12 protein-coding genes and 1 pseudogene are annotated in these 13,538 nt (G+C 68.0%); 9 read left to right on the top strand and 4 right to left on the bottom strand.

The genetic code is table 11. The features are described 5' to 3' along the window. Positions 1–46: 46 nt before the first annotated feature. Positions 47–412: a hypothetical protein gene (locus ACWGCN_RS15720; protein WP_378989102.1), complete on the bottom strand. Its 366-nt coding sequence runs from the start codon at positions 410–412 to the stop codon at positions 47–49. A 76-nt stretch (positions 413–488) separates the two neighbouring features. Between ACWGCN_RS15720 and ACWGCN_RS15715 the strand changes: the two genes are divergently transcribed. After that, a complete protein-coding gene (locus ACWGCN_RS15715; RefSeq protein WP_452460203.1) occupies positions 489–1,454 on the top strand; it encodes a quinone oxidoreductase family protein in 966 nt (321 codons plus the stop codon). 14 nt (positions 1,455–1,468) lie between these two features. On the opposite strand, the pseudogene ACWGCN_RS15710 reads toward ACWGCN_RS15715, so the two are convergent. Then, positions 1,469–1,856, bottom strand: a pseudogene (locus ACWGCN_RS15710) (short-chain dehydrogenase); the annotation flags it as partial. Between the two features lie 56 nt (positions 1,857–1,912). Between ACWGCN_RS15710 and ACWGCN_RS15705 the strand changes: the two are divergent. Together ACWGCN_RS15705 and ACWGCN_RS15700 are read left to right on the top strand one after the other, a co-directional pair. Then, the gene (locus ACWGCN_RS15705) at positions 1,913–2,362 is read left to right on the top strand and encodes a TetR/AcrR family transcriptional regulator (protein WP_452460204.1); all 450 of its coding nucleotides are present in this window, start codon (positions 1,913–1,915) and stop codon (positions 2,360–2,362) included. Between the two features lie 9 nt (positions 2,363–2,371). Next, a complete protein-coding gene (locus ACWGCN_RS15700) occupies positions 2,372–3,121 on the top strand; it encodes a hypothetical protein (protein WP_452460205.1) in 750 nt (249 codons plus the stop codon). Between the two features lie 114 nt (positions 3,122–3,235). On the opposite strand, the gene ACWGCN_RS15695 is transcribed toward ACWGCN_RS15700, so the two are convergent. Continuing rightward, positions 3,236–3,838, bottom strand: a complete 603-nt coding sequence (locus ACWGCN_RS15695) for a TetR/AcrR family transcriptional regulator (protein ID WP_378656032.1) — start codon at positions 3,836–3,838, stop codon at positions 3,236–3,238. Between the two features lie 95 nt (positions 3,839–3,933). Between ACWGCN_RS15695 and ACWGCN_RS15690 the strand changes: the two genes are divergently transcribed. Continuing rightward, entirely contained in the window at positions 3,934–5,448 is a 1,515-nt protein-coding gene (locus tag ACWGCN_RS15690; RefSeq protein ID WP_452460206.1) for an FAD-dependent monooxygenase, read from the top strand. Positions 5,449–5,552: 104 nt separating this feature from the next. Here ACWGCN_RS15690 and ACWGCN_RS15685 read toward each other — a convergent pair whose 3' ends face one another. Continuing rightward, on the bottom strand, positions 5,553–6,488 hold the full coding sequence (locus ACWGCN_RS15685) for a heme o synthase (RefSeq protein WP_379313955.1): 936 nt from the start codon (positions 6,486–6,488) through the stop codon (positions 5,553–5,555). A 502-nt stretch (positions 6,489–6,990) separates the two neighbouring features. On the opposite strand from ACWGCN_RS15685, the gene tkt reads away from it, so the two are divergent. From tkt to pgl, 5 genes are read left to right on the top strand one after another with little or no spacing between them, the layout of a single operon-like run. Continuing rightward, on the top strand, positions 6,991–9,132 hold the full coding sequence (tkt, locus tag ACWGCN_RS15680; protein ID WP_452460207.1) for a transketolase: 2,142 nt from the start codon (positions 6,991–6,993) through the stop codon (positions 9,130–9,132). Positions 9,133–9,136: 4 nt separating this feature from the next. Then, positions 9,137–10,270: a transaldolase gene (gene tal, locus ACWGCN_RS15675; RefSeq protein ID WP_378627090.1), complete on the top strand. Its 1,134-nt coding sequence runs from the start codon at positions 9,137–9,139 to the stop codon at positions 10,268–10,270. 4 nt (positions 10,271–10,274) lie between these two features. Beyond that, positions 10,275–11,846 (top strand): glucose-6-phosphate dehydrogenase, encoded by a 1,572-nt coding sequence (zwf, locus tag ACWGCN_RS15670; protein ID WP_378989096.1) that lies wholly within the window; start codon positions 10,275–10,277, stop codon positions 11,844–11,846. After that, positions 11,843–12,751, top strand: a complete 909-nt coding sequence (opcA, locus tag ACWGCN_RS15665) for a glucose-6-phosphate dehydrogenase assembly protein OpcA (RefSeq protein WP_378989136.1) — start codon at positions 11,843–11,845, stop codon at positions 12,749–12,751. The genes zwf and opcA overlap by 4 nt, the downstream gene beginning before the upstream one ends. After that, positions 12,744–13,529, top strand: a complete 786-nt coding sequence (gene pgl, locus ACWGCN_RS15660; protein ID WP_378989095.1) for a 6-phosphogluconolactonase — start codon at positions 12,744–12,746, stop codon at positions 13,527–13,529. The genes opcA and pgl overlap by 8 nt, the downstream gene beginning before the upstream one ends. The last annotated feature ends 9 nt before the right edge of the window (positions 13,530–13,538 follow it).

Raw genomic sequence — 13,538 nt, 5'->3', positions numbered from 1 at the left:
GGTATTCGATCGCGGGCCGTTCGATGCTCGTGGTACGGCGCGGAGATCAGGCGCCCGCGAACAACTTCCAGTTGCGCGCCTTCGGGAACTTGGTCTGATGGGCGACCCAGCCGGCCATCTTGGCCCAGTGCGATGGAGCGGGGGTGACGATCGAGCCCAGCTCACGGCTCCACTCGTCGGTCTCGGCGAGGCCGTCGACGCGCTCCACGAGCGCCTTCGCGGTCGCCATGTCGCCGACCACCCGGTCGCCGAGGATGCCGTCGGCGCCGACCAGGGTGATCCGCACGCCCTGCTTGCCGATGTACTGCAGCACGGCCGTTCCCGAACCACCGTGCTGGGCGAGGAACTTCACGATGGACTTCTCGACCTCGGCCGGCACCTTCACGGCCTCGGGGGCGGCGGTTGTACTCATGCACCGCAGTTTACCGGCAGGTAGTTTCCAGTCCAGCCTCGAGTGGCCTGGAACACGGGGTGTAGAAAGAGGACTCATGCGCGCGATTCAGGTTTCCGAGCACGGTGGTCCCGAGGTCCTGCAGTACGTCGAACTGACAGACCCGCAGGCCGGGCCCGGTCAGCTGCTGGTCGAGACCCAGGGTGTGGGCGTCAACTACATCGACATCTACTTCCGCACGGGCCAGTATCCGCAGGCGACGCCCTACATCCCCGGCTCCGAGGGCACGGGCAGCGTGGTGGCGATCGGTTCGGATGTCACCGAGTTCGCCGTCGGTGACCGCGTCGCCTGGGCGTCGGCGCCCGGCAGCTACGCGAACCTGGTCGCCGTCGACGAGGCCGTGGCGGTGAAGGTGCCCGACGACGTCGAACCGGCCGTGGCGGCCGCCGCCCTCCTGCAGGGCATGACCGCCCACTACCTCACCGAATCGGTGTTCTCGCCCGAACCCGGCGACCCGGTTCTCATCCACGCGGGCGCGGGCGGCGTCGGTCTGCTGCTCACTCAGATGGCCGTCGAGAAGGGCGCCCGGGTCATCACCACGGTCTCCACCGACGCCAAGGAGAAGCTGTCCCGCGAAGCGGGTGCCACCGACGTCCTGCGCTACGGTGACGACCTGGCCGCCCGCGTCCGTGACCTCACCGACGGCATCGGCGTAGCCGCGGTCTACGACGGTGTCGGGGCCAGCACCTTCGAAGCGAGCCTGGCCGCCCTCCGCATCCGCGGCACCCTCGCCCTGTTCGGCGCGGCCAGCGGCGCGGTCCCGCCCTTCGACCCGCAACGCCTCAACCCCGCCGGTTCGCTCTGGCTGACCCGCCCGTCCCTCGGCGCCTATACCCGCGATCGCACCGAATTCCTGTGGCGTGCCACCGATGTCTTCGACTGGATCGCCGCGGGAACCCTGAATCTCCGCATCGGCGCCACCTATCCGCTGGCCGACGCGGCCCAGGCTCACCGCGATCTCGCGGCGCGCAAGACCACCGGCTCGATCGTGCTGCTGCCGTAGCCCCGACTGTCCGCTCACCCCAGGAAGCGGACACCGGTCAGTTCCTGGGAAGCTTCCCAGAGTCGCCGAGCGCTCTCGCGGTCCATCGAGCGAGAGCTGGAGCGCACCCGCCCCGGATAGCCGCCGATCTCGAAAAGTCCTGAGGGTCCGTAGTATTCACTCCCCTGCGCGGCCGGATCGGTCGCGGCACGCAGAGTCGGGAGCGCCCCCCATGGCGGGGGTGCGCCCGAACAGGCGGGCGACGGCGAGATTCGGCAGACGGAAGACCGCCGGGGAGTACCGGAACACCTCGGTGCTCGCGCCGCCGGGATGAGCGGCCAGTGCGCAGGCCGACGTTCCCGCGAGCCGGCGATCGAGCTCATAGGTGAACAGCAGATTCGCCAATTTCGATACGGCATAAGCATTTCCAGCGGATCTCGCAGGATCGTCGAGAGCGACCGCGTCGACCTTCGCTCCGGGTGCCCGTCTCGCGATGCGCTCAGCGCGAAGGGCCGGGCATCGGCATGGACGAGATCGCCACGACAGCGGGTGTCGCCACCGGCACGCTGTATCGGCACTTCCCGACCAAGCAGGATCGGATCGAGAGCATCGTGGCCGATCTGGCCGAGGGCATCGACCGGTCGCTGAACTCGGCGCTCGCCAGAGCCGAGGACGGGACCAGCTCGGCCATCGTCGAGGTGATCGCACTACTGCACCACGTGATGATCGACATGCGGCAGGAACGCCTGCTCCGATTCGCCGTCGCCGGGGTGGCCGATGACTCACTCCGCGAGATCCAGGCGCGCGGGCGTGCCGCCGTCGAGCAGCTGGTCGCCGCCGCGCACCGCAACGATTCGCTCTACCCGGACGTCACCGCGGACGACGTGGTCCTCTTGCTGTCCACCGCGTCGGTCGCGATTGCTGATTAGGGTGACGGCGTGGCTTTAGATTACGTCGTTGACCTACCGTGTCGGCCGAAGCAGACGCTCGGCACCGAAAAGATCCTCGAATTGCTCATCCTGCGAGGTGCGGCGATGTTCACGCTTGACGATCACCAGCGCAACGGCGGACGGCCTTGGCGCAGACTGACTTTCAGCAATGTGGTGACGCGCCCGACGGGCGCGGTGAAAGTCAGGTCAAGCGTCACCAAAGCACTCGAGCGAGCGGCCCAGCTCGACGCCTTCGTCGACGATTGCCTAGCCTGCCCAGCCAATAACGACGGACAGAGCGGCTTTGGCTGCTACGGCCGGGTCAACTATCCCCTCGACCTCGCTGCCGAGGAAATGCTGCTGTCAATGTTGCCCGGTGACCTCACCGCGGCGGGCGCGGGTACCGAATTCAAAGCTGGGTGGGACCATTTCGGCTGGGACGGTAGTCAGGCGGCCGAGGTACGGGCGGCGAGCCGGACCTTCTTCGAGTCCCCAGTGGCCCCTGTCCGGCAATGGCCGACTGGTGAAATACTCACCGGGGACCAGGTTTTCGAGATGCTGTTCATCGGCCAGGGCTTCGATTGGTCCTATGCGAAGCTGCTCGCCATCTCCTTCCGCCTCATCATCCTCGACGAGGAAGCAGGCCCCCTCTTGGACCTCGCGATCCCCGAGAGTGAGCAGGCGAGCAAGGTCATCGCCTATCTCAATTCCATCAGCTTCGCGGCCTTGAACGGACTGCCCGTCCTGCTCGACGGTTAGGGTATCGGGGCCGTTCGCGGCGGCGGGCCGATGACGATTCGGCTAGGTCATGCCTCCCCATCGGATTTCCAGTTCACGATCGGTAGGCCGTCGGGTCGGGCTGGGGGACATGACCTAGTAGTCGCGGCCGGTCAGACCGCGGTAGACGAAACGGGTGATCGACTCGATCGCCTCCTCGTCGGTGAGGGTCACCGAGCCGTCTTCGACCATGCGCAACATTCCGTCGACCGCGGCGAACATCATCGCCAGGCTGGCGTCGACCGTTCCCGGCAGGCGTAGCCCCCGTTCCGGGAAGTCCGCTACGTGGTCGGCGATGTCGGTGCGTTGTTCGGCGCCGAAGCCCGCGATGATCCGGGCGAAATCCGGGCTGACCTGCGCCGCCTGGCCCATCGCGCGCAGGACCGAGGCGTGTTCGCGGGCGAAGGTCCAGTAGCCGCGCACGTGGTAGCGGACCGCCGCCGGGTCGGTGAAGTCGCCGTTGTGCTCCGGGTCGGCCGCTCGCTCGTCGCTTGCCACCGCCATATCGCGCAGAAGTGCTTGCAGCAGTTCCTCTTTGCTCGCGAAGTGGTTGTAGAACGAGCCGGCCGCGCGGCCCGCGGCGGTGGTGATGTCGGTGATCTTCGCGTTCAGGTAGCCGTGTTCGGCGAAGACCTGCCGGGCGGCGTCCTTGAGCGCCTGCTCGGTCTCCGCGGATTTCTCGCGCCTGCTGCCCACCACCGGACATCACCTCCTTGACAAGCACGGTACCAACACTGAAACTGAATTCACATTCACTGAATATCAGTTCAGTTCTTGTCGCAGGAGGTATTTCCATGTCAGAACAGGTACTCATCGCGGGCGCGGGCCCGACCGGACTCACCCTCGCCCTCGATCTCGCACGGCGCGGCGTGGACGTCCGGCTCGTCGACCGGGCCGATTCGCCGTTCCAGGGGTCGCGCGGCGACGGAATCCAACCGCGCACCCTGGAGGTGTTCGACGACCTCGGCGTCATCGACGCGGTACTGGCCGCCGGGCGCGAGGTCCCGGTGATGCGCGCCTACTTCGCGGGGACCTTCGTCGGCGAGCGCCGCATGGCCGAGCCAGTCGAGCCGACCCCGGATGTGCCGTATCCGAACACCTGGGTGCTCGGTCAGTCCGACACCGAGGCGATCCTGCGGGCGCGGCTCGCCGAGCTCGGGGTAACGGTCGAATTCGCCACGGCGCTGGTCGAATTCACCCAGGACGACGCCGGCGTCACCGCGACGCTGCAACGCGGCGGCACATCGGAGACGGTGCGCGCGAGCTATCTGGTCGGTGCCGACGGTGGCGCGAGCACGGTGCGCAAGCGCCTCGGGATCGCGTTCGAGGGCAGCACCGACGAGTCGATCAAGATGCTGCTCGGCGATGTCCGCGCCGACTCCCTCGACCACGAGTACGGCTATTGGTTCGCCGCCGCGGCCGACCAGCCGATGACCGGGTTCGCCCTGTCCCCGCTACCGGGCGCGCGGCGCTTCCAGTTCGCCGCCCCGCTGACCGACGACCGCTTCCCCGATCTGGCCACCCTGCAGGATCTCGCCGACCGCCACGGCCCCGAGACAGGCCTGGTGCTGCACGATCTGTCCTGGATCACGGTGTGGCGCCCCAATATTCGACTCGCCGAACGCTTCCGCGACGGCCGGGTGTTCCTCGCGGGCGATGCCGCCCACGTCCACCCGCCCACCGGCGGCCAAGGCCTGAACACCGGCATTCAGGATGCCTACAACCTGGGCTGGAAACTGGCCGCTGCCCTCGGTGGCGTCCCGGCCCCGCTCGACACCTACGAACCCGAACGTCGCACGGTCGCGGCCCGGATTCTCGGCCTGAGCACCGAACTCCTCGACAAACTCGTCGACGGCGACGAGGACGCGATGCACCGCGGCCCCGAAACCCGCCAGCTCGCCATCACCTATCGCTGCCCCGACGACGACGGCCCCCTCGTGGCGGGCGACCGCGCGCCGGACGCCACACTGCACGACGAAACCGGCCGCCCGATCCGCCTGTTCGACGTCTTCCGAGGCCCCCACGCGACCCTGCTCCGCTTCGCCCCGGCCAACAACTCAGTCGACATCGAGCTCCCCGCCTTCGCGGCAGGCGCGAACTCCACATCCAGCTCTCCAGCGACACCGATCGACGGATCCGGCGTTCTCACGGTCGAGATACGCCGCGTCGACGCCCCGTCCGAGTCATCCACCAGACCGGCGTCTGTGACACTTGTCGACACCGACGGACACGCCTTCACCGCCTTTTCGGCGACGGCGGGCACCACCATCCTGATCCGACCCGACGGCCACCTCGCCCATCGCTGGTGAGCTTCGAGGTCGTCCACTCCCCTGATCCGGCGAGGCCGCTACCAGACCAGGTCCGGACATGACAGTGGCCGGGCATCGCTGCCCGGCCACTGTTCGAGAATGCCTTACAGCCCGACGAGGCTACCGATCGTGTCCCACCCGAGCACCGAGTCGACAGCCAGACCACAGAACACCACCGCGAGGTAGTTGTTCGACTGCAGGAACAGCTTCAGCGGCTTCACCGACTCGCCACGGCGCACCCCGGCGTAGAGCTGATGCGCCATCAGCAGGAACCAGGCACCGGCCACCAGGGCGACCGCCGCGTAGATGACACCCGTCGCGGGCACCAACGCCATCGTCGCGAGCACCGTCAACCAGGTGTAGATGACGATCTGCTTGGTCACCACCTGCTCGGTCGCGACCACCGGCAGCATCGGCACGCCGGCCGCGCGGTAGTCCTCCTTGTAGCGCATGGCCAGCGCCCAGGTGTGCGGCGGCGTCCAGAAGAAGATCACCGCGAACAGCACCACCGCGGGCCAGCCGATGTCGCCGGTCACCGCCGACCAGCCCACCAGCGCGGGCATGCAGCCGGCCGCGCCGCCCCACACCACGTTCTGCGAGGTCCGGCGCTTGAGGCCCTTGGTGTAGACGAAAACGTAGAACAGGATCGTCGCGACGACCAGCAACCCGCTGAGCAGGTTGGCCTGCCACCACAGCCAGGCGAAGGAAATCGCGCCGAGCACGACACCGAAGACGAACGCGTGCGAGGTGGGCACCGCCTCGCGGGCCAGCGGGCGGCGCGCGGTCCGCTTCATCACCTTGTCGATATCGGCGTCGGCCACACAGTTGAGAGTGTTGGCGCTGGCGGCGCCCATCCAGCCACCGAACAGGGTGACCAGGATCAGCCGGATGTCCACCGTGCCGCGGTCGGCCAGCAACATCGTCGGAATGGTGGCAACGAGCAGCAGCTCGATGACGCGTGGTTTGGTGAGCGCGATGTAGGCAAGGGGCTTACGCACAATCCGCGCGGCGAGACTGTCGCCCGCGAGGCGGTCGGCCAGCGCCGTCGACGAAGTTCCGTGCGCACCGCTACTACCCGGCTCGTGACCGATCCGCACTGTTTCTCCTCGCACGCTGTGCTTCGCTTCGCATCCGGTAATGGAACGAGCAGCGCGCGGCTGCGGCGCGGCCACTACTACAGAGGATGGTAGACCCACTCACCTGCCGCTCCGCGCCAGACCCCCGCCACCGTGGGCGCGGTCACTCCGCCCCACGAGCCCGCATCCCGGGCCCACGCGGCGGTGAACCCGCATCGACGCGCAGGTGAACGGCATCGCGACGGGCTCGGCCCACGCGGCGGCGATGGTCTACACCGCACACCGCCGACTCAGTGCGATCCGAACTAGACTCAACGCCAGGGTTCGCGCCAACCGCTGTAGCAGCACCACTAGGGTATTCCTGTACATCGGTACGCATCCCGGCCGCGTGCGACCCGCTGTCGAACATCATCGCCGCTGCCAAGCTATCGCCGTCGACGAAACCTAGGTCAGGAGAACCACGGTCGTGCCAGTCACAGACGACATTCGCGCCCTCACTCAGCGGAACTACCCCAGCGACTGGACGGACCTCGACACCTTGGCCGTCGACACCGCCCGGGTACTCGCTGCCGACGCCGTGCAGAAGGCGGGCAACGGGCACCCCGGTACCGCGATGAGCCTCGCGCCGGTGGCCTACACCCTGTTCCAGCGCACGATGCGCCACAACCCCGCGGAGCCGCGCTGGGTCGGTCGCGACCGGTTCGTGCTGTCCTGTGGGCATTCCAGCCTCACCCTCTACATCGAGCTCTATCTGGCCGGTTTCGGACTGGAGCTGACCGACCTCGAGCAGCTGCGCCAGTGGGGCTCGCTCACCCCGGGCCACCCCGAGTTCCGCCACACCGACGGCGTCGAGATCACCACCGGCCCGCTGGGTCAGGGTCTGGCCTCGGCGGTCGGCATGGCGATGGCCGCGCGGCGTGAACGCGGGCTGTTCGATCCGGATGCCCCCGAGGGCACCAGCCCGTTCGACCACTTCATCTACACCATCGCCTCCGACGGCGACCTGCAGGAGGGCGTCACCGCGGAGGCTTCCTCGATCGCGGGCACCCAGCAGCTGGGCAACCTCGTGGTGATCTACGACGACAACGAGATCTCCATCGAGGACGACACCGACATCGCCTTCACCGAAGACGTAGCCAAGCGGTACGAGGCCTACGGCTGGCAGGTGCAGATCGTCGAGGGCGGCGAAGACGTGGTGGCCATCGAGAAGGCGCTGGCCGCGGCGAAGGCCGAGACCAGCAAGCCCTCGATCATCATCCTGCGCACCATCATCGGCTTCCCGGCCCCGAACAAGATGAACACCGGTGGCGCGCACGGCGCCGCGCTGGGCCCTGACGAGGTCGCCGCGGTGAAGAAGGCGCTGGGCTTCGACCCGGAGAAGTCCTTCGACGTCGACCCGGCCGTCATCGAGCACACCCGCAAGGCACTGGCCCGCGGCGCCGAGGCACAGGCCGAGTGGCAGCAGGGCTTCGACCAGTGGGCCGAGGCCAACCCGGCGAACAAGGAACTCTTCGATCGCCTGCAGACCCGCTCGCTGCCCAAGGGCTGGACCGAGGCGCTGCCGAGCTTCGAGGTCGATCCCAAGGGCATGGCCACCCGCAAGGCGTCGGGCAAGTTCCTCGCCGCGGTCGCCGACGAGCTGCCCGAGCTGTGGGGCGGTTCGGCCGACCTGGCCGAGTCCAACAACACCACGATGCCCGGCCAGCCGAGCTTCGGCCCCGAGTCGATCTCCACCGGCGCGTGGAAGGCCAACCCGTACGGGCGCACCCTGCACTTCGGCATCCGTGAGCACGCGATGGGCTCGATCCTCAACGGCATCGCGCTGCACGGCCCGACCCGCCCCTACGGCGGCACCTTCCTCGTGTTCAGCGACTACATGCGCCCGGCTGTCCGCCTGGCCGCACTGATGCGGGTGCCCGCCATCTACGTGTGGACCCACGACTCCATCGGCCTCGGCGAGGACGGCCCGACGCACCAGCCGGTCGAGCACCTGGCCGCGCTGCGCGCCATCCCCGGCCTCAACGTCGTTCGCCCCGCGGACGCCAACGAGACCGTCCACGCCTGGCGCACCGTGCTCGAGCGTGACTCCGACGAGCACACCTCGCACTTCCCGGTGTACGAGTCGCCGCAGCAGGACGGCCCGTCCGCGCTGGCACTCACCCGTCAGGACGTGCCGACCCTGGAGGGCACCAGCTACGAGGGTGTCAAGAAGGGCGGCTACGTGCTGGTCGAGGCGTCCACCGGCACACCGGAAGTGATCCTCATCGGCACCGGCTCCGAGGTCCACCTCGCGGTCGCCGCGCGCACTACGCTGGAAGAGCAGGGCATCCCGACCCGCGTGGTCTCGATGCCGTGTGTGGAGTGGTTCGACGTGCAGGATCAGGGATACCGCGACGAGGTGCTGCCCCCGTCGGTGCGGGCCAGGGTCGCGGTCGAGGCCGGTATCGCGATGCCGTGGCACCGATTCGTCGGTGACGCGGGTGAGGTCGTCGGCATCGACCACTTCGGCGCGTCGGCCGATTACAAGACTCTGTACCGCGAATTCGGTATCACCCCCGATGCCGTCGTCCGCGCGGCACTGCGTTCCACCGACAAGGTGAAGGGGTAAGACCATGGCACAGAACGAGAATCTCGCCGCGCTCTCGGCCGCGGGCGTCTCGGTGTGGCTCGACGATCTCTCGCGCGAACGCATCCAGTCCGGCAATCTCGCCGACCTGGTCGCGACCCGCAGCGTCGTCGGTGTCACCACCAACCCGAGCATCTTCCAGGCCGCGATGAGCGTGGGTCACGCCTACGACGCGCAGCTGAAAGACCTTGCGGCCCAAGGCGCCGACGCCGACGCGGCGATCCGCACGATGACCACCGACGATGTGCGCGCCGCCTGCGACGTGCTCGCGCCGGTGTTCGAGGCGACCGGCGGCGTGGACGGGCGGGTGTCGATCGAGGTCGATCCCCGGTTCGCCTTCGACGCCGACAAGACCGTCGCCCAGGCGATCGAGCTGTGGAAGATCGTCGACCGCAAGAACCTGTTCATCAAGATCCCGGCCACCGAGGCCGGTCTGCCCGCCATCACCTCGGTGATCACCGAGGGCATCAGCGTGAACGTGACGCTGATCTTCTCGGTGCCGCGCTACCGCGCGGTGATGGGCGCCTACCTCGACGGTCTGCGCAACGCCAAGATCGGTGGCCACGACCTGGCCAAGATCCACTCGGTGGCGTCGTTCTTCGTCTCCCGCGTGGACACCGAGATCGACAAGCGCCTCGAGGCGATCGGCACCCCGGAGGCCCTCGCCCTGCGTGGCAAGGCCGGTGTGGCCAACGCGCGTCTGGCGTACGCCGAGTACCAGGACGTGTTCGACGGTGGCGCGCACACCTCCACCTACAACCACCTGGCCGCACAGGGCGGCAACCGGCAGCGGCCGCTGTGGGCGTCGACCGGGGTGAAGAACCCGGATTACCCCGACACCCTCTACGTCACCGAGCTCGTCGGCCCGAACACGGTCAACACCCTGCCGGAGAAGACGCTGCAGGCGTTCGCCGATCACGGTGAGGTGCTGGGCGACACGCTCAGCGGCCGTGGCGCCGAGGGCGCTCAGGTCTTCGCCGATCTGGCAGCGGTGGGTATCGATCTCGACGATGTGTTCGCGCTGCTCGAGCGCGAAGGCGTCGAGAAGTTCGAGAGCGCGTGGGGTGAGCTGATCGAGGCCACCACCGGCCAGCTCGACATCGCGGCGGAGGGCAACTAGCACGATGGCCGGCACAGCATCGACGGATCAGGCGGCGGGGCTGTGGCACAACCCGCTGCGCGACGAACGCGACAAACGGGTCCCCTTCATCGCGGGCCCGTGCAGCATGGTGATTTTCGGTGTCACCGGAGATCTGTCCCGCAAGAAGCTGATGCCGGCCATCTATGACCTGGCGAACCAGGGGCTGTTGCCCCCTGGTTTCGCCCTGGTCGGCTTCGCCCGGCGCAACTACGCCGACGAAGATTTCGCCTCGGTGGTACTCGAGGCCGTGAAGAAGCACGCGCGCACCCCTTTCCGCCAGGAGGTCTGGGACCACCTGGCGGAGGGACTGCGCTTCGTGCAGGGCAGCTTCGACGACGACGCGGCCTTCGCGACGCTCGCCGACACGTTGCGCGATCTCGACGAAACCCGCGGCACCGGCGGCAATTACGCTTTCTACCTGTCGATTCCGCCGAACATGTTCCCCGTGGTCCTCGATCAGCTCTCCGAGCACCACCTGGCTCAGGCCAAGCCGGACCCCGACGGGTACACCCCGTGGCGGCGCGTGGTGATCGAGAAGCCGTTCGGCCACGACCTGACCAGCGCCAAGGAACTCAACGCCCTGGTCAACCGGGTTTTCCCGGAAGAGCAGGTCTTCCGCATCGATCACTACCTCGGCAAGGAAACGGTCCAGAACATCTTGGCGCTGCGTTTCGCCAACGAGTTGTTCGAGCCGATCTGGAACGCCAACTATGTCGACAGCGTGCAGATCACCATGGCCGAGGACATCGGATTGGGTGGTCGCGCAGGCTATTACGACGGGATCGGCGCCGCGCGTGACGTCATCCAGAACCACCTGTTGCAGTTGCTCGCGCTGACCGCGATGGAGGAGCCGACCTCCTTCGAGCCGATGCAGCTCACCACCGAGAAGATCAAGGCCCTCTCGGCCACCAAACTCGTTGCGCCGCTGGACGAGACGACCGCGCGCGGGCAGTACACCGAAGGCTGGCAGGGCAGCGAACACGTCGTCGGCCTGCATCAGGAGGAGGGCTTCGATCCGCAGTCACGGACCGAGACCTACGCCGCGCTCACCCTGCACGTGGAGAACCGGCGCTGGGCGGGTGTGCCGTTCTATCTGCGCACCGGAAAACGCCTGGGCCGCCGGGTGACCGAGATCGCGGTGGTGTTCAAGCGCGCGCCGCACTTGCCCTTCGACCAGACCATGACCGAGGAGCTCGGTCAGAACGCCCTGGTCATCCGGGTGCAGCCGGACGAGGGCATCACCTTGCGCTTCGGCTCCAAAGTCCCCGGCTCGGGCATGGAAGTGCGCGATGTGAACATGGACTTCAGCTACGGCGAGGCGTTCACCGAGTCCTCCCCCGAAGCCTACGAACGGCTCATCCTCGATGTGCTGCTCGGCGTGCCGTCACTGTTCCCGGTCAACGCGGAGGTCGAATTGTCCTGGCGCATCCTCGATCCCGTGCTCGCGCACTGGGCCGCGGGCGGCAAACCCGAACCCTACGAGGCCGGGACCTGGGGTCCCAGCTCGGCCGATGAGATGCTCGCGCGCAGCGGGCGGGAATGGCGGCGTCCGTGATCGTCGACATGCCCGATACCAACACCGTCGATGTCGGCAAACGGATGGTCCAGTTGCGCGAGACCAACGGCGTGATCACCCAGGGCCGGGTGCTCACCCTGGTGGTGTGCACCCTGGACTCCTCGGAGGCCGAGGACGCTATCGACGCCGCCAACGACGCCAGCCGCGAACATCCGTGCCGGGTCATCGTATTGGCGCGTGGCGACCGCGACGCTGACACCCGGCTCGACGCCCAGATCCGCGTCGGTGGCGACGCCGGTGCGGCCGAGGTGATCGTGCTGCGCCTGCAGGGCGCGCTGGTGAACCACGAGAGCAGCGTCGTCACCCCGTTCCTGCTGCCCGACACCCCTGTGGTGGCGTGGTGGCCGCGTGGCGCGCCGGAGTACCCGTCGATGGACTCGGTGGGCAAGCTGGCCAAACGCCGCATCACCGACGCCACCTACGCCCGCGATCCACAGGCCGCGATCAAGAAGCGCCGCTTCTCCTACGCCACCGGTGATACCGATCTGGCGTGGAGCCGCATCACCTACTGGCGGGCGCTGCTGGCCGCGGCGCTGGACGAACCGCCGTTCGAACCGGTCACCTCGGTGACCGTGTCGGGCCTGGCCTCCGAACCGGCGCTCGACACCCTGGCCGGTTGGCTGGCCTCGCGTCTGCACTGCCCGGTGATCCGCAAGACCGGGGAGCTGAAGGTGGAAATCCAGCGCGCCACCGATTCGATCGCCATCGAACGCCCGCAACTAGGAAGGACGGCCACGCTGACCCGCACCGGCGAACCCGACCAGCGGATCGCGCTGGCACGCCGGGAAACTCGCGATTGCCTCGCCGAAGAACTGCGCCGGCTCGACGCCGACGAGATCTACGCCGAGGCGCTCGCCGGAATCGAGAAGGTGACCTATGAGTGACCACATAGACGTGCACGACGACCTCGGTGCCGAATTCCCCGCCAACACGATCGAGATCCACGACGACGCCGAGTTGCTCGCCGACGCGGCCGCCGAACGCTTCGTCGACGTGATCGTCTCCGCCCAGGCCGAACGCGGCCACGCCTCGGTCTCGCTCACCGGCGGCAGCGACGGCATCCGCCTGCTCCAACGCGTGCGCGAGTCCCCCGGCGACATCGACTGGTCCGCCCTCTACGTCTACTGGGGCGACGAGCGTTTCGTCCCCGCGGGCGACAAGGACCGCAATGAACTCCAGGCCCGCGAGGCGCTGCTGGACTTCGTCGCGCTGAACCCGGCGCATGTGTTCCCGATCGGCCCCTCCGACGGTCCCTACAGCACCCCGGAGGAAGCCGCGGCCGCCTACGCCCAGGTCGTGCACACCGAACTCGACGAACGCGGCGAGTTCGACCTCACGGTCCTCGGCATGGGGCCCGAAGGCCACATCGACTCCCTGTTCCCGCACTCACCCGCAGTGCAGGAAACCACGGATTACGTTGTCGCCGTGCACAACTGCCCGAAGCCCCCGCCGACCAGAGTCACCATGACCCTGCCCGCGATCCACCGCTCCCGCCACGTGATGCTCGTGGTCAGCGGCGAAGGCAAGGCCGCCGCAGTAGCCGCCGCCGTCAACGGCGCCTCCCCCGACGACATCCCGTCGGCCGGCGCGGTCGGCATCGAATCGACCACCTGGGTGATCGACGAGGCCGCCGCAACAGGCTTGCTGCTCGACGACGAATAAGCCACTGAC

This window comes from Nocardia sp. NPDC055050 (genome assembly GCF_053608345.1).
Note: the sequence above shows the minus strand (reverse complement) of the source record. Positions and strands in the feature narration are given on the sequence as shown.